This is a genomic window from Micromonospora sp. NPDC005172, from assembly GCF_040608555.1.
GTDB lineage: Bacteria > Actinomycetota > Actinomycetes > Mycobacteriales > Micromonosporaceae > Micromonospora.
Genome location: NZ_JBEXIL010000035.1, coordinates 53064 through 68688, shown reverse-complemented (window position 1 = coordinate 68688; position 15625 = coordinate 53064). Strand labels below are relative to the sequence as shown.

Here is a 15625-nt window from a genome sequence, read left to right as displayed (position 1 = left end):
GTACGGCTCATCACCCCGCGGGCCGCGTCCACGCCCAGACCGAGGCCGTAGCGCAGCATCGACCAGGCCGGCCACATGCTCGCCGCCACCACCGCACCACGACGTCGATGCCCAGGTCCCAGGCGCGCTCCGCGAGCCGGACGGTCTCGGCGACCGGCAGACCGCGCAGGATCGCCATCACCCGGGCGCTGCCGAAGATGTGCGCGAAGTCCGTTGTGGTCATGGTCCACTCCATCCGAGGTCGCGGGAGATCTGCCGGGTGGTGTCCAGCAGTCGGGGTAGCACGGCGCGCAGGTCGGCGAGGGTGGCCACCACGGTCGGCGCGGTCACCGAGACCGCGGCCGTGACCGCGCCGTCGGCCTGCCGGACGGGCGCGGCCACACAGGTGATCAGCGGTTCGAACTCGCCGTCGTCGGCGGCCCAGCCCCGCTCGACGATGGCCGTCAGCTCCACGCGCAGAGCTGCCGGGTCGCAGATGGTGGCCCGGGTGTACGCGGGCAGCGTGACCCCCTCGACCAGGTGCGCCAACCGTGACGGCGGGCTGTACGCGAGCACCACCTTGCCCACGCCGCTGGCGTGCAGGGGCGCGGTACGGCCGATCCGGGAGTACATGCGTACCTGACCCCGCGCCTCGATCTTGTCGACGTAGACGAGGTCGTCGTCGACCATCTGTGCCAGGTGGATGGTGTGCCCGCAGTCGCGGCCCAGCGCCGCCAGGTGCCCACGGGCCACCGCGCGGACGTCCAGGGAGTCCAGTGCCTGCTGGGCGAGGTCGATCAGCCGCAGGCCCACCGTCCAGCCGCCGTCGGTACGGCGTACGAAACCGCCCGCCTCGAGGGTCTGCAACAGCCGCAGCGCGGTGGACTTGTGCACGCCCAGGTGGGCGGCCACCCCGCCGAGCTGCGCCGGCTCGCGCGCCAGGAATTCGAGCACGCGCATGGCCCGGTCGACGCCCTCGGACACCGCTCAGCCCTCGACCCGTACGCCGGTCAGGTCGGGCGGCGACCAGGGGCCGTCGAGCAGCCGGTCGAACCACGACGGCGGCGGCAGCGGCGCGCTGTCGCCGGTGCTGCCCAGCGCCTGCGCGGCGACGAGGTGACCGAGGCGCAGCCGTCGTGTCGGGTCGAGGTCACGCAGCAACCCGGCCAGGTAGCCGGCGGCGAACGCGTCACCGGCCCCGACCGGCTCCACGACGGAGACACGGGGAGCCGGGACGACGACCGGCTCGGCGTCCCGGAGCAGGGCGGTGGCGTCGACCGCACCGTCCTTGACGATCACCGTCTGCGGACCGGGCAGCAGTCGGCGTACCGCCGCCGGGTCGGTGGCCCCCCAGAGGGCGTACGCCTCGTCCTGCCCGACGAACACGACGTCGCTGCGGTCGGCGAGGTCGCGCAGCACGGGCGCGGCCCGTTCGGCGGGCCAGAGCCGGGCCCGGTGGTTGATGTCGAAGCTGACCAGCGCGCCCGTCAGCGGCCGGTCGGTCACCGCCTGCTCGACCAACGCCCGGCAGGAGGCCGAGAGCGCCGGGGTGATGCCGGACAGGTGCAGCACCCGCGCGCCGGCCAGCCGCGGGTCGGCCAACGCGCCGGAGTCCATCCGGGACGCGGCCGAGCCGGCCCGGTAGTAGTGCACGGCGGTGGACGAGGGGCCGGGGTCCTTGACGTACAGGCCGGTGGGGGCGCTCGGGTCCACCGTCACGAGGTCGACGTCGACACCGGCGTCGGCGACGTGCCGGACGACCGCCCGGCCGAAGGGGTCGTCGCCGACGCGGCTCACCCAGGTCACCCGGTGGCCGAGCCGCGCCAGGTAGCCGGCCACGTTGGACTCCGCGCCGCCGACCGAGAGGTCGACCCGCTCGGCGTGCTCCAGCCGCTCACCCACGGGTGGGCAGAGCATCACCATCGTCTCCCCCACCGTGACCACCTCGGCCGGCGGTGGACCGGCCGAGGTGGCCGCGCGGTCGGGTCGGGGTTCGCTCGGCATCGCGGCGCACGTCCTCGGTGAGGGGTCCGGGGTCCGGGGTCCCGCCGAGCCTAGGCGCGTTGTGCCACGCGAGCAACCCGTTGCGGAGAGCACAACGGCGATCAGGGCAGGGTCAGTCCGTACGCGGCCAGCACCTCCGCGATCGGCTGGTAGTAGGTGGTGCCGCCGGAGGTGCAGTTGCCGCTGCCCCCGGAGAGGATGCCGAGGATGGTGCCGGTGGACGCCACGTACAGCGGCCCGCCACTGTCCCCCGGCTCGGCGCAGATGTTGGTGCGGATCAGCCCGTAGATCACCCCGGTGGCGTAGTTGACGGTCTGGTTGAGACCGGTGACGGTGCCGCAGCGAACCCCGGTCGTGACGCCACTGCGGCACACCGCCTGACCGACGTACGCGGTGCCGGGGCCGTTGATGGTGAGCAGCCCGGGGTAGGTGTAGACGGCGCTCGGGTGGGCGATCCGGCCGGTGTAGCGGATCAGGCCGTAGTCGTCGCCCGGGTAGTTGGTGGCGGTCCGGGTACCCAGGACTGTCGTCTGCGCGCTGTCGGTGTACCAGGTGGCCGCGGTGGTGGTGCAGTGGCCCGCGGTGATCACGTAGTAGGTGCTGCCGCTGCGCGCGTTCGCGCCGAGTGAGCAGCGGCCGCCGCCACCGTAGATGCCCTGACCGGCGGCGATCAGGGTGCGCAGCGTGCCGGGCTCCCGGCGCAGCAACGCGCCGGCGCGGTCGGCCACCGTCCGCAGCCTCGCCACGTCGGTGGGCGCCACCGTGTCGTCGACGGTGACGATCATCCGGCCACTGGCCGGGTCGAGCCCCCAGGCGGTGCCCGGCGTGCGTACCCCGGACAGGACGCCGACCGGATCGGACCCGGCACGGTCGGGGAGGGCGGCCTGCGCCGCGCCCGGCGCGACGAGCAGCAGGGCGGTCAGGACGAGGACGACGAGCGGGGAACGGCGCATCCGAACCTCCGACAGAGATCGAGATCGATGGATGTCGACAAGCGTCGCCCGGGGCGCAGCGCCGTGGCAACCTCCGATCGCCCTCTTCCCCGCTCCGCGGGAATCGCCGATCCGGGGACGGACCGCGCCGCCGCCGCCGATAATCTCCAGGACACGGCGGGAGGCCGGGCATGACCACCGGAGGCACCGCGGCGCTGGTACGCCGGCCGGACGGGTCGACCCGGGCGACGCTGCTCGAACTGCTCTTCGACGTGGTCTTCGTGGCCGCGCTCGCGCAGACCTCGACTCTGCTCGCCGACCAGCGGTCCTGGGCCGAGAGCGCGTCGGTCGCGCTGATGTTGACCGCGATCTGGTGGACGTGGTCGGTCACCACCACCACGACCGAGTTCTACGACCCGCAGCAGCGCCCGATCCAGGCCATCCTGATGATCGCCATGGTCGGGTCGGTCGGGATGGCGGCATCGCTGCCGATGATCACCAGAGGTGAGTCGCTGGCCTTCGCACTCGCCTACGTCGGCACCCACGTGACGCGCGGCATCATCCTGGTCAGCGCGTTGCACCGGCTGCGGCATCGCGCGGCGATGGCCCGCGCCACCCGGTTCCTGTTCTGGTTCCTGGTGTCCGGCGTCCTCTGGATCGTCGGGTCACTCATCGATGGCGATCGGTGGTGGATCTGGACCACGGCGATCGCCATCGACCTGCTCTCCGCGGCGGCGCGCTATCCGACACCGCGGCTCGGCCGGGTGCCTCTCGACCAGTACGACCGGACCACCGCGCACCTCGGCGAGCGGTACCAGCAGTTCACCATCCTGGCCCTCGGCGACATCATCCTGGTGCCCACCCTGGAACTCAGCCGCAGCGAGTTCGACAGCGCCAGGATCGCCGCGCTGCTCTGTGCGTTCGCCATCATGCTGCTGCTCTGGCAGGTGTACGTCTTCCGGGCCGGCGAGTTGCTCGAGACGGCGGAGTCCTCGGCGCCCGGCCGGTCCACCCGGATCGCTCCGTACACCCATGTGGTGTTGCTGGTCGGCGTGGCCGTCACGGCGGCCTCCTTCGACCTGGTCGTCAACCATCCGACCGGAACGACCCCGGCGCGGTGGCTGATGCTGATCATCGGCGGGCCACTGGTGTTCGTGATCGGCCGTGCGCTGTTCGCCTACCTGGTGTCCGCCCACGTGCCGTGGCGACGAGTGGCATTGCAGTCACTGCCTCTGCTGCTACTGCCCTGGGCCGGTGGCTGGCCACCGGTGGCGGTCACCGCGATCGTGGCCCTCGCGCTCGCCGGGCACGTCCTCATCCCCGGGGCCGGCGGCCGGGAGACCACGCGGGGGCTCCGCCCGCGAGGGCTGACCGGCTGACCCCTCGACCGGTCAGGCGAGGTGTCGACCGACCCACTCGGCGAGATCCCGGGCGCAGTCGTCGACCGACTCCCGCCAGGTTCGGGCCGCGCCCTCCCCCGCCTCGTCGCTGACCTGCTTGACCAGCCGGCACGGCACGCCCGCCTGCGCGGCGGCCCAGGCCACCGCGTACCCCTCCATGTCCACCAGGTCGGCGCGCTTCGCCAGCCGGTCCCGCGCGTCGTCGTCCGCCACGAACGTGTCACCGGTGGCCAGCACCGCGCCCTCGGCGGCCAGCGAGAGCGGCGCGCCGTAGGTCTGACCGGTGAGGGTGCGCAGCAGGGCGGTGTCCAGGTCGTGCTGGAGCACCGTGGCGACCTCGTGGATGCCCGTCCAGCCGGGGCGCAGCGCGCCGGCCGTGCCCAGGTTGAGCAGCAGGCTGGGGCGCGGCCCGGCGGCCAGCACCGCCGCGACCGCGCTGGCGGCGTTGACCTTGCCCATGCCGGTGAGCAGCACCGGCAGCTCGTCCGGCAGATAGCGGGCCTCCTCACCGACGGCGAGCACCACCAGCGGACGATCGGCGCGGACCACACCTCGGAGAATCACCGCAGCATCCTACGGGCGGCGGCCGGCGGCCACCCGACAGCCGACGGCCCGGCCGCTCAGTCGTCGGCGAACCGGTACAGCACGAAGTCCCGGTCCGCCCCGCAGGCGATGACGCGGGTGTTCCACGAGCAGGACGCGCTGCGTACGTCGACGAGCTGACCCAGCTCGTCGACCTCGCCCGACTCCGCCCACACCCCGGCGACGCTGCGGCTGTCCGCCACCGTGCTGGTCGGCTCGGCGAAGACGAGGAGGTTGCCGCCGTCCAGCCGGGCCGCCACGCCGGGACGTTCGGCCAGCACCGCCGTGCCGGCGGGACCGAAGAGGCTGACCGTCGACTTCGGGTACTCCCGCTGGGCGAGCACCTGCTCACCGACCGCCACCAGGCCGGTCACGCCCGGCGCCGACCAGGACACCGGGGCCTTGCCCTCGGTCGCCGCCACCACCTCGGTGCGCTCGGCGTCGCCGTTGCGCACCTGCACCAGACACGCCCGCCGCTCGCCGCAGGCGACAAGCGCCTTCGGCCGGTACTCCGCGTTCCCGGCCCGGTACAGGACCACCGGCGCGGCGTCGGACGTCAGGTCGTACGCCAGCAGTTGGTACCCGCCGTCGGTGGGGGTCACGTAGAGCCGATCCTCGTACGCCACCACCAGGTCGTCGAGGTCGGCGACGTTGCCCCACTCGCGCAGCACGTCGCCGGAGCCCATGTCGAGCAGCCGCGCCGACCGGTCCGCCCCGAGCTGCACGAGTCGCCGGCCCTTGCCCGTCCACGGGTCGCGGGCAGCGCCGTCGAGGAAGGCCGGCCCGCCCGCCGCCGCGTCGGTGTCCACCGGCCGGACGACGGTACGCACACCGCCGTACTCGTCACGCGGGTTGGGCCTGCTCCACCTGTCGGTGCCGTCGGCCAGCTTCAGGCCGACCAGCCGCCCGGCGGCCCGGTCCACCAGGACGGCGGTGTCGTCGGAGAAGTAGACGTCGTCGTCGCCGCGGACCGACCGGTGCCAGCGCTGCGCGCCCGAGCGGCCGTCCAGGACGGCCAGTTCGCGTGGGGTGCTGTCGCCAGGCGCGTCGGCGAGGACCGCGACCGCCCCCGGTACGGCGACCAGGCCGGCCCAGTCGTCGGACGTGACGTCGGTCTGCCTGCGCCACAGCTCGTCGCCGGTACCGGTGTCGACGGCCACCACCTCCAGCCGGTCGTCGGGAAGCCCGAACCCGAGGTAGGCCCGGTCGCCGAGCACCGCCGTCCACATATCGGTCGGCCGCTCGACACCGGCGGACGGCCTGGACACCTCGCGCAGCGGCCCGAACTCCAGGTCCGGGTAGCGGTCACGGAGGAGGTAGAGCGTCGCCGCGGTCGCCACCCCGGCCAGGGCGAGCACCGCGCCGAGCACCACCCAGCGGGTCCGCCGCCAGGTCGTACCGCCGGGTGGGGTGGGTGTCGGCGTGCCGACCGGGGTGCTCGCGAGGGCCGGCGGCTCCGGCACGGTCGCCGGCGGCCATTCCGGACCGCCCGCCGTCGGCGCGGGTTGCGACGGCACGGTCGCCGCAGCCGGCGCGGAGGGGCCCGCGACAGCCGGCGCGGGTGGCCCGGCCGGGGGCGGTACGGGTAGTGCGGGCGCGGCGGCCTGCCGACCCGCGTACGCCGGCAACGCCCGGCGCAGTGGAAGGTCCGTCAGCGCACCCTCGGCGACCGGCAGTTCCGGCTGGTCCAGGACCGTCGGGGCGACGCCCAGCTCGGCGTGCAGCATCCGCCCGACCAGGGGAATCCGCGACGAGCCGCCCACCAGGAACAGGCCGGCGAGCTGGTCGGGGCGTAGGCCGGCGGCGGCGATGACCTCCCGGGCCCGCTCCACCGCCCGACGCAGCAGCGGCGTGAGCACCCGCTCGACGTCCTCCCGGGTCAACCGCACCGCCTCGGCCACCCCCGGCACCGCGACCGGGGCCACCGTCGAACGGGACAGCGTCTCCTTCGCGCCGCGTACCTCGTCCCACAGCCGGACCTGGTCGCGGCGCTGCGCCGGGTCCGCCGGCCGGACCAGCCGGGCCCACCGTCGGGCGTGCCGCTCGCCGAGCAGCTCGCCGACCCGCCCCACCAGCGCCGCGTCCAGGTCGAGACCGCCCAGGTCGGGTAGCCCGCCGTCGGCGACCACGCGGAAGCCCGAGTCGCCCCACGGGTCGGCGCCCTCGTTGCGCAGCACCGCGACATCGAGCGTCCCACCGCCGAAGTCGAAAACCGCCAGCGCGCCGCCGACCGGCACCGGCCGGTGCAGCACCTGCGCGTAGTAGCGGGCGGCGGCCACCGGCTCGCGCAGCAGCCGGGTGCCCGGCGGCGTCGGCCCGGCGAGGGTGTGCTCGGCCGCCTGCGGCCAGCCCGCCCGCAGCAACGCGTCGGCGAGCACCTGCCGACGGGCCTCGTCCCACGCCGCCGGGCACGTCAGCACGGCCGGAGGCAGGAAGCCGACGGCGTCCACGGCGGCCCGCCCGACGGCGGCCAGCACCGCGGCGAGCAGCTCCGCCGGAAGGTACACGCGGTCGCCCAGCCGTACGCCCGGCTCGTCCACCCGTCGCTTCGGGTTCGCCTCGAACCGGGCCGGGTCGGCCTGCGCCAGCCGTCGGGCGTCCCACCCGACGTGCAGGGTGCCGTCCGGGTCGGCGTACACGGCGGACGGGCTGACCGGCTGACCGTCCATCAGCAACGCACGCGTCCGGCCGTCCGGCCACCGCAGCACGGCGACCGTGTTGGACGTGCCGAGGTCGACACCGAGGGCGAAACCCTCGTGCTGGCCTGCCATCTGCCGCTACCTCCGCCGGGACACGGGAAACCCAGCCCCGCATCGTACGCAGCCCACGCCGGCGGCCTGAGCGGTCGGTCAGCCTGCGATCGGTGGCGGGTGGACGGGCGTCCGTCACGTTCGGGACGGTCCCGAACGTGCGCCGCCGTTGTCGCGACGATCGGGCTCGCAAAAACTGAGCGGTGTCCAGCGATCGCGCCGGCACGAGCAAGACACGCGACGATCGCACCCGCTCCCCACATCGAGGATGAATCTCGTGCTGAAGCGTCTACTCGTCGCACTGACCCTCGCCGCGACAGCCAGCACCCTGGTGGCTGGCACGGCGGCGGCCGCCCCGACATACCCCGGGCAGGTCACCTGCCCGACGGGCGACTACCAGCTCTGCATCAACGGCGGTCCGGGCAACTTCACCATCAGCGGCCGGACCTTCTCCAACCATCAGAACGCGATTCTGCTCACGAACGTCTCGAAGGTCACGATCAGCGGCAACACGTTCACGAGGCTCAGCGGGCCCAAGGGCTTCGCGGGCGTCCACGTCAAGAACTCGTCCGGCATCGTGATCAAGAACAATGTCTTCTCCCGTCTGAGCAACAAGGGGAACATGCACGGGATCTACCTCGTCAACACCACGGGCAGCCGCATCACCGGCAACACGTTCTCCTCCATCACGGGTGACCCGGTACGAATCCGCAACGGCAGCAACAACACCACGGTCAGCGGCAACACCTTCGTCAAGTCCGGCACCTACGCCGTCTTCAGCGAGTGGAGCGACCCGGCAAAGGGCGAGAAGGTGTGCAGTCGGGGAAGCACCTTCAAGAACAACAGGTACGGGACCGCCTACTCGGGCAAGTCGATAAAGCTGATCCGCTGGGGCGGCAAGGGCAGCGGCACAAACCTGAGCTGGAGCAACTGCACGACGGCGAGCATCACCAACAAGGGTGGCAACACCAAGGGTTGAGCGCCGTCGAACCCCGGCCTCGGCGGTAAGCAAACCGCAAGATCTGGGCAATCGCCGTTCGCATCCGTGCTGGCTAGGCTGGCTGCGGGGAGGTGGCCGGTGGCGCAGCGGGTGCTCGTGGTCGACGACGACCGGACCGTCAGTGACGTGGTCTGCCGCTACCTGGAACACGCCGGGTACGAGGTGAGCCACGTCGGTGACGGTCTGGCCGCGCTCGAGGCCGTCCAGGACCGGCCGCCGCACCTGGTCGTCCTGGACCTGATGCTTCCGGGGCTGGACGGGTTGCAGGTGTGTCGGCGACTGCGGGAGCGGCCGGACGGCGTACCCATCATCATGCTGACCGCCCGCGGCGACGAGGCGGACCGCGTGCTCGGGCTGCAACTGGGCGCCGACGACTACCTGGGCAAGCCGTTCTCGCCGCGCGAGCTGGTGCTGCGGGTCGGTTCGGTGCTGCGCCGGGTCGGCGAGCCGGCCGCGCCGGCGGCCGAGCTGCTCACCGACGCGGGGTTGGAGGTGGACACCGGGCCGCGGATCGCCCGGCTGCACGGCAGGGAGCTGGCCCTGACGCTGCGCGAGTTCGACCTGCTGACGCACCTGATGCGGCATCCGACGCGGGCGTTCAAGCGCGCCGAGCTGCTGGAACGCGTGTGGGGCTGGAACTTCGGCGACCAGTCCACGGTGACGGTGCACGTCCGGCGACTGCGGGAGAAGATCGAGGACGACCCGGCCGAGCCGCGACGGATCGTGACGGTCTGGGGCGTCGGCTACCGGTACGAGCCGACCGATGCGTGACCTGGCGCTGATCTTCGCGGCGGCGCTCGCGGCCGCGCTCGGCGTGGGCCTGCTCGGCGCGCTGACCCTGCGGCTGCTACGACACCGGTCGATCACCGTGCACGTGTGCGTCCTGCTCACCATCACCGTGGTCGCCGTGGTGGCGGGGGTGGTGGTCGTCGCCCAGGCGATGTTCCTGTCCCCCCACGACCTCCAGGTCGTCCTGCTCACGGTCGCCGCGGCGGCGGTCGTGAGCCTGGGGGTGGGCTGGTACTTCGGGCGTCGGCTGGCGGCGGCCGCGGTGTGGGCGGCCCAGGCCCGCGAGCGGGAACGCCGGGTCGAGAAGGGCCGCCGGGACCTGGTGGCCTGGGTGTCGCACGACCTGCGCACACCGCTGGCCGGCCTGCGCGCGATGGCCGAGGCGCTGGAGGACCGGGTGGTCGACGACCCGGCGACGGTCGCGGAGTACCACCGGCGCATCCGAGTGCAGACCGACCGGATGACCCGCCTCGTCGACGACCTGTTCGAGCTGTCCCGGATCAACGCCGGGGCGCTGCGCCTGACCCTGTCGGCGGTGCCGCTCGGCGAGGTGGTCTCCGACGCGTTGGCCGGCACCGCGCCGCTGGCGAAGGCCCGCCGCATCCGCCTGGTGGCCGCCGAGTCGGGTTGGCCCACGGTGCTGGCCAGCGAACCCGAACTGGCCCGGGTGGTGGGAAACCTGCTGCTCAACGCCGTGCACTACACGCCGAGCGACGGCACGGTGCGGGTGGACGCCGGGTGTGAACGCGACGCCGCCTGGCTGGCGGTCGCGGACACCTGCGGCGGCATCCCCGAGGACGACCTGCCCCGACTGTTCGACGTGGCGTTCCGGGGCGAGCCGGCCCGGACGCCGCGCGCCGGTGGGGAGGGCTCCGGCGGACTGGGGCTGGCGATCGTGCGCGGGCTGGTCGAGGCGCACGGCGGCCGGGTGGACGTGCAGAACGTCGTCGGTGGCTGCCGATTCGTGGTACGCCTGCCAACGGCCTGACGCCCGTGCCCTCAGCGGCTCGCCCGCAGCTCACCGAACCAACGCCGGCCCTGCCGGAAGACGTCCCGCACCACCATCGCGGCGGCGTCGGCGACCGGGTGCACCGCGTGCGCGTCCAGCCGGGCCCAGCGGAACGCGGGACCGAGCAGCACCCGTCCGGCCCCCTGCTCGGCGGCCACCCGGGCCTGGCCCTGCCACAAGCCCGCGCCGGGCGGCTCCAGCTCGACCAGGACCGTGCCACCCGGTGCGAGCAGCTCCCGGCAGCGGCGCAGCAGCGCGACCGGCTCGCCGCCGATGCCGATGTTCCCGTCGATCAGCACCACGTGGGCCCACCGGCCCTCGGCCGGCAGCGGTCCGAACAGGTCGCCGTGCACCGCCACCGCGCCACGGGCGCGCGTGAGTCGCACCGCCGTCGCGGAGACGTCGACGCCGACGGCGGTCAGACCGGCCCGGGTGAGCGCGACGGTGAGCCGCCCCGGCCCACACCCGAGGTCGAGCGTCGGGCCGCCACAGCGGGCGACGAGACCGGCGACCGCCGGTTCGGCCGCGCCGTGCCAGCGGTCCACGGGAAGTCGGCTGCGGACACCATCGCCGTGCACCAGCCACCGTCGCGACGTGACACGGTCGGTGGCGAGCGCGGTGGCGAAGGGATCCGCCGGCGATTCGTCGTACCCTCGGGTCGCCGTCGGCGGCGCGGACGGCGACCGTACGGGCGGCGCGACGTCCACCGGGGCGGTGTCGACGGGGTTCACCGCCGGCCCTCCGGCAGCAGGGTGCGGCGGACCGCCGCGACCTGTCGGGCGAAGCGCCCCTCGGGCACCTCGACGGCCACCGCGAGGGCGTCCGGCCACTCGTCGACGTCGCGCAGCACCGGCAACGGCGCGGTACGCAGACCGTGTCCCGTGAGGGCCGCCCACGTGTCGTGACCGGTGTTCGGGGTCGACATGGACACGTCGCGCAACACCCGGGCGTGCCTCGGGTCGCGCAGTCCCAACGACCACCAGCCTCCGTCGTGCGCCCGGCCGAGCACCGCGTCGGCGGCGCGCAGCCCCACCACCGCCGCCGCCAGCCGGGCCGGTGTCACCTGCGGGGTGTCCATGCCGATCTGCACGACCGGCTGCCCGGGGTACGCCGCCGCGACCTCCGCGTACGCGTTGGCGAGCCGGTCGCCGAGCCCGACGCCGCGCTGGTCCAGCACCGACCAGCCGGCCAGCGCGGCGGTCAACGCGTCGGCGTCCTCGGCTTCGGCCAGACGACCCGACCAGGCCAGGACGGGAGTGACGCCGGGGGTGGCGCGGACGGCGTCGAGGGTGTCGCGCAGCGCGGCGGCGGCGATCCGGGCCGCCTGGGCGGGCGTGACAGGTGGGCAGAGCCGCGTCTTCACCGCCCCGGCGACCGGCGCCTTGGCGACCACCAGCAGAACGGTCACCGGGGGCCGTCCACGGTCCGCAGCACGCCGGCGAAGTCACGGGTGGCGCGCAGGGTGCCTCGCACCGAACCGGACACCTTGGACCGGGTGCCGGCGGCCCGGGGCGCGTAGGTGACGTCCATCTCGTGGATGCGCCAGCCGGCGGCGGCGGCGCGGATCAGCAGTTCGAGGGGGTAGCCGAAAGCCCGGTCGGTGACGCCGAGGTCGAGCAGCGCCTGGCGGCGGGCCACCCGGATGGGGCTGAGGTCCCGCAGCGGTACGCCCCGACGGCGCAGCAGCGCGGCGACCAGCGCCGTGCCGGCGCGGGCGTGCCACGGCCACACCCCCGCCCCGACCGGTCGACGCCGGCCCACGCTGAGGTCGGCCGTACCGGCGGACACCGGCGCGACCAGGGCCGGCAGCTCGGCGGGGTCGAACGACCCGTCGGCGTCGAGGACGCACACCACCTCCGCGTCGGCGGCCTCCAGACCGGCGTGCACCGCCGCGCCGTAGCCGCGCCGCGGTTCGTGCACCACCCGGGCACCGTGCCGAACGGCCACCTCGGGCGAGCCGTCCCGCGAGCCGTTGTCCACCACGATTGCCCGGTAGCCGGGCGGCAGCGCGGTGAGCACGCCCGGCAGGGCAGCTGCCTCGTCCAGGCACGGCAGCACCACGTCGATCTCAGTCGGCATACCGCCGACGCTAGGACGGCACCCTCGCGGCGGAGGCCGAAATGTGCTTACCGAACCCTTACCACCCGGGCATTTCTTACCGTCCGGTGACAGGCCGCCGATTGGCGAGCGCGAGGACGGGCTGCCGCCGTACCGTCCGTTGGTCATGGCCTCGACCACCGCTCTCGCCGCCGCCCCCGGGCGGACCCCACCTCGCCGCCACGCCGGGGACCTCCTGGTCCTGGGCATCGAAGCGGCGCTGCTCGGCGTCGCCGTGCTGGTGGGAGCCCTGCTCAACGCGCACGACGCCGGGCTGCACGCGGATGCCGCTCCGCTGTACGCGACGTGGCGGCCACACGTCGGCTGGGGCAGCCCGGCGGCGCTGGTGGTGGCGGCCGTGGTGGTGGGGTGGGGCGCGCGGTGGGCCCGCACGGCCCGTTGGGGTGCCCTGTTGGCTGCCGCGTGGCTGGCGGCGGTGGCCTGGACGCTGTCGTTGGCACTGGTGGACGGCTGGTCGGCGGGGCTGACCCGGCGGCTCACCCCGCAGGCCGAGTATCTGCACGAGGTCCCCGGGGTGACCGACATCCCGGCGATGCTGGCCGGTTTCACCAGCCGGATCGTGGACTTCCAACCCGACTCGTGGTCCACCCACACCGCCGGTCACCCGCCGGGCGCGTTGCTCGTCTTCGTCTGGTTGGACCGCGTCGGTCTGGGCGGAGGCACGGCCGCCGCGCTGGCCTGCGTACTGCTCGGCGCCACGATCGCGGTCTCGGTGCCGGTCACCCTGCGCGCGCTCGGCGCGCCCGACGCGGCCCGCGCGGTGATCCCGTTCCTCGTGCTACCGCCCGGGGCGGTCTGGGTGGGCGCCTCGGCCGACGGCATCTTCGCCGCCGTGGTCGCGGCCGGCCTGGCACTGCTGGCCGTCCGTGGCCGCGTCGCCGCGCTGGCCGGTGGCGCGGTGCTCGGTTTCGCGCTGCACCTGTCGTACGGATTCCTCCTCGTCGGTGTGCTCGCGCTGACCGTGGTGGCGCTGCGCCGTACCCACCGTCTGAGCGCGCTGCTCGCCGCCGCCATCGGTGTCGCGGCCGTCACGGCGGTGTTCGTCGCCGCAGGTTTTTCCTGGTGGGACGGCTACCACCTCGTCGTCCAGCGGTACTACCAGGGCTGGGCCGCCGACCGCCCCTACGCCTACTGGGTGTGGGCCAACCTGGCCGCGCTGCTGCTCAGCGCCGGCCCGGTCCTGGGGCCGGCGCTGCGCCGCGCGCTGACGGCCGCGCCCGGCTGGCGGGCCGGCGGTCGGCTGGGCTTGCCTGCGGCAGCAGCGGTACGCGCAGCCGGGCCCACGATGCTGCTACCGCTGGCGGCCATGGTGGCGGTGCTCGGCGCGGACCTGTCCGGGCTGAGCAAGGCGGAGGTGGAGCGGATCTGGCTGCCGTTCGTCGTCTGGCTGCTGGTGTCCACGGCCCACCTGCCGGCGGCTTCGCGGCGCTGGTGGCTGGCCGCGCAGGCGCTCACCGCGCTGGCCGTCAACCACCTGGTCTGGACGGTCTCCTAGAACCGACGCACGGGCCCGGGGCAACGCACGGACGGCACGGGCAGCGCGAGAGCGCAGGCGCGAAGAGCGGCGGTCATGTGGGCAGGGCCAGGGCACGGCCAATGCGGACAGCCGCTGGCCCCTGCCACTCCGTTGAGCGTGATGCCTGTGAGGCATATTGATGCCTCACAGGCATCACGCTCATTGTTGGTGCCGCCTCGCTGGGCGCACCACTATCGGCGGCGGCCACGAGCCGGCGGCGGCTTACGTCGGTCCGGTATGGCTGGACACGGCACGTTCGGGGCCGGTGGCGCGCGACCGAGTGATGGCCGACGGACATCAGCAACTGGGCCGCGGCCAACAGGCAACAGGGGACGGCGGGCAACAGGCCGGGGCGGCAGGGCGCGCGGGGGCGGGTGTCAGCCTGCTACGGCGGCTGGTTCGCGTAGCGGATCGGTGGCAAAGCCGGCCACGCCTTCGGCGAAGCCGACCCGGGCGCTGTAGCCGAGCATTTCCGTGGCCCGGCGCGGGTCGGCGACCACGTGCCGTACGTCGGCCGCGCGAGCCCCGCCCACGACCTGCGGGGTCGGCCCGCCCATCGCGTCGGCCAGGGCGACCGCCAGCTCACCAACTGTGTGCGGCTCCCCCGAACAGACGTTCACCGGCATCAGGGTGGCCGGCGGCAGGCCCTTGGTGAGCGCCAGCAGGTTCGCCCGCGCCACGTCGGTGACGTGCACGAAGTCCCGCCGCTGCCGGCCGTCCTCCAACACGCGAGGGGCCACGCCGGCCGCCAGCGCCGACCGGAAGATCGACGCCACTCCGGCGTACGGGGTGTCGCGGGGCATCCGGGGGCCGTAGACGTTGTGGTACCGCAGCGCCCACACCGTCCCGCCGGTCTGCCGGGCCCAGGCGGCGGCCAGGTGTTCCTGCGCGAGCTTGCTGGCGGCGTACGTGCTGCGGGGCTCCAGCGGCGCGTCCTCGGGTACGAGCACCGGGAGAAGCCCTCGGTCGCAGTGGGGACAGGTCGGGTCGTACCGGCCGGCCTCCACATCCTCGGGCCGCCGTGGCGCGGGTCGCACCGTGGCGTGCTCGGGGCAGACGTAGCGCCCTTCGCCGTACACCACCATGGAGCTGGCCAGCACCAGACGGCCGATCCCCGCCCGGTGCAGCGCGGCCAGCAGAACCGCCGTGCCGTAGTCGTTGTGCGTGACGTAGTCGGGGGCGTCCGAGGGGTCGAGGCCGTGACCGACCATCGCCGCCTGGTGGCAGACCGCGTCCACACCTGACAGCAGCCGGTCCAGCAGGGCGCCGTCGCGGACGTCGCCGTGGACCACCTGGTGCCCGCGGGACCAGGTGGGCAGTTCCCCGCCGTGCGCCTGGGGCAGCAGCGCGTCCAGCGCCACCACCTTGTGGCCCTGCTCGACGAGCAGGTCGACGACCTGCGACCCGATGAACCCGGCCGCGCCGGTGACCAGTACGCGCATGTCGGCCACGGTAGGGCCGTCCGGATGCCCGGCGGGCCGGTTCGGCGGAGCCGTAAGGAGTTCGCAACAGCTCGGCGGGCGGCTGCGGCGCGGTAAGCGTTCGG

General features: G+C 74.2%; 15 protein-coding genes. 5 read left to right on the top strand and 10 right to left on the bottom strand.

The genetic code is table 11. The features are described 5' to 3' along the window. Positions 1-10 precede the first annotated feature (10 nt). The 4 genes from ABZV06_RS22700 to ABZV06_RS22685 all read right to left on the bottom strand — a co-directional run bounded on the left by ABZV06_RS22700 (position 11) and on the right by ABZV06_RS22685 (position 2936). Entirely contained in the window at positions 11-223 is a 213-nt protein-coding gene (locus tag ABZV06_RS22700; RefSeq protein WP_355623935.1) for a hypothetical protein, read from the bottom strand. Next, entirely contained in the window at positions 220-963 is a 744-nt protein-coding gene (locus tag ABZV06_RS22695; protein WP_355623932.1) for an IclR family transcriptional regulator, read from the bottom strand. Before ABZV06_RS22695 ends, ABZV06_RS22700 begins: the two co-directional genes overlap by 4 nt. Positions 964-966: 3 nt before the next feature. After that, entirely contained in the window at positions 967-1983 is a 1017-nt protein-coding gene (locus tag ABZV06_RS22690) for a sugar kinase (RefSeq protein WP_355623929.1), read from the bottom strand. A 101-nt stretch (positions 1984-2084) separates the two neighbouring features. Then, positions 2085-2936 (bottom strand): S1 family peptidase, encoded by an 852-nt coding sequence (locus ABZV06_RS22685; protein ID WP_355245365.1) that lies wholly within the window; start codon positions 2934-2936, stop codon positions 2085-2087. Positions 2937-3106: 170 nt separating this feature from the next. Between ABZV06_RS22685 and ABZV06_RS22680 the strand changes: the two genes are divergently transcribed. Then, entirely contained in the window at positions 3107-4294 is a 1188-nt protein-coding gene (locus tag ABZV06_RS22680) for a low temperature requirement protein A (RefSeq protein WP_355623926.1), read from the top strand. Between the two features lie 12 nt (positions 4295-4306). Here ABZV06_RS22680 and ABZV06_RS22675 read toward each other — a convergent pair whose 3' ends face one another. Both ABZV06_RS22675 and ABZV06_RS22670 read right to left on the bottom strand, forming a co-directional pair. Next, positions 4307-4879: a nucleosidase gene (locus ABZV06_RS22675; protein ID WP_355623923.1), complete on the bottom strand. Its 573-nt coding sequence runs from the start codon at positions 4877-4879 to the stop codon at positions 4307-4309. A 56-nt stretch (positions 4880-4935) separates the two neighbouring features. Then, positions 4936-7668: an Hsp70 family protein gene (locus ABZV06_RS22670; protein WP_355623920.1), complete on the bottom strand. Its 2733-nt coding sequence runs from the start codon at positions 7666-7668 to the stop codon at positions 4936-4938. Between the two features lie 256 nt (positions 7669-7924). Between ABZV06_RS22670 and ABZV06_RS22665 the strand changes: the two genes are divergently transcribed. From ABZV06_RS22665 to ABZV06_RS22655, 3 genes are all read left to right on the top strand, one after another. Next, positions 7925-8626: a right-handed parallel beta-helix repeat-containing protein gene (locus ABZV06_RS22665; RefSeq protein ID WP_355245353.1), complete on the top strand. Its 702-nt coding sequence runs from the start codon at positions 7925-7927 to the stop codon at positions 8624-8626. Positions 8627-8725: 99 nt separating this feature from the next. Next, positions 8726-9418, top strand: a complete 693-nt coding sequence (locus tag ABZV06_RS22660) for a response regulator transcription factor (protein ID WP_355245350.1) — start codon at positions 8726-8728, stop codon at positions 9416-9418. Continuing rightward, a complete protein-coding gene (locus ABZV06_RS22655; protein ID WP_355245347.1) occupies positions 9411-10424 on the top strand; it encodes a HAMP domain-containing sensor histidine kinase in 1014 nt (337 codons plus the stop codon). Before ABZV06_RS22660 ends, ABZV06_RS22655 begins: the two co-directional genes overlap by 8 nt. A gap of 11 nt (positions 10425-10435) precedes the next feature. Here ABZV06_RS22655 and ABZV06_RS22650 read toward each other — a convergent pair whose 3' ends face one another. The 3 genes from ABZV06_RS22650 to ABZV06_RS22640 all read right to left on the bottom strand — a co-directional run bounded on the left by ABZV06_RS22650 (position 10436) and on the right by ABZV06_RS22640 (position 12524). After that, entirely contained in the window at positions 10436-11026 is a 591-nt protein-coding gene (locus ABZV06_RS22650; RefSeq protein ID WP_355245387.1) for a class I SAM-dependent methyltransferase, read from the bottom strand. Between the two features lie 146 nt (positions 11027-11172). Then, entirely contained in the window at positions 11173-11853 is a 681-nt protein-coding gene (locus ABZV06_RS22645; RefSeq protein ID WP_355623917.1) for a DUF2064 domain-containing protein, read from the bottom strand. Beyond that, positions 11850-12524: a glycosyltransferase family 2 protein gene (locus ABZV06_RS22640; protein ID WP_355245341.1), complete on the bottom strand. Its 675-nt coding sequence runs from the start codon at positions 12522-12524 to the stop codon at positions 11850-11852. Before ABZV06_RS22640 ends, ABZV06_RS22645 begins: the two co-directional genes overlap by 4 nt. 145 nt (positions 12525-12669) lie before the next feature. Here ABZV06_RS22640 and ABZV06_RS22635 point away from each other — a divergent pair, with 145 nt between their 5' ends. Then, positions 12670-14058 (top strand): hypothetical protein, encoded by a 1389-nt coding sequence (locus ABZV06_RS22635; protein ID WP_355623914.1) that lies wholly within the window; start codon positions 12670-12672, stop codon positions 14056-14058. A 398-nt stretch (positions 14059-14456) separates the two neighbouring features. Here the strand turns inward: ABZV06_RS22635 and ABZV06_RS22630 are convergent, their stop codons facing one another. Further along, a complete protein-coding gene (locus ABZV06_RS22630; protein WP_355623912.1) occupies positions 14457-15521 on the bottom strand; it encodes an NAD-dependent epimerase/dehydratase family protein in 1065 nt (354 codons plus the stop codon). Positions 15522-15625 lie beyond the last annotated feature (104 nt).

Bases quoted from the DNA above. Each gene is read 5' to 3' on its own strand.
- ABZV06_RS22700 (WP_355623935.1), bottom strand. From the start codon at position 223: ATGACCACAACGGACTTCGCGCACATCTTCGGCAGCGCCCGGGTGATG.
- ABZV06_RS22690 (WP_355623929.1), bottom strand. From the start codon at position 1,983: ATGCCGAGCGAACCCCGACCCGACCGCGCGGCCACCTCGGCCGGTCCA.
- ABZV06_RS22685 (WP_355245365.1), bottom strand. From the start codon at position 2,936: ATGCGCCGTTCCCCGCTCGTCGTCCTCGTCCTGACCGCCCTGCTGCTC.
- ABZV06_RS22680 (WP_355623926.1), top strand. From the start codon at position 3,107: ATGACCACCGGAGGCACCGCGGCGCTGGTACGCCGGCCGGACGGGTCG.
- ABZV06_RS22670 (WP_355623920.1), bottom strand. From the start codon at position 7,668: ATGGCAGGCCAGCACGAGGGTTTCGCCCTCGGTGTCGACCTCGGCACG.
- ABZV06_RS22655 (WP_355245347.1), top strand. From the start codon at position 9,411: ATGCGTGACCTGGCGCTGATCTTCGCGGCGGCGCTCGCGGCCGCGCTC.
- ABZV06_RS22640 (WP_355245341.1), bottom strand. From the start codon at position 12,524: ATGCCGACTGAGATCGACGTGGTGCTGCCGTGCCTGGACGAGGCAGCT.
- ABZV06_RS22635 (WP_355623914.1), top strand. From the start codon at position 12,670: ATGGCCTCGACCACCGCTCTCGCCGCCGCCCCCGGGCGGACCCCACCT.
- ABZV06_RS22630 (WP_355623912.1), bottom strand. From the start codon at position 15,521: ATGCGCGTACTGGTCACCGGCGCGGCCGGGTTCATCGGGTCGCAGGTC.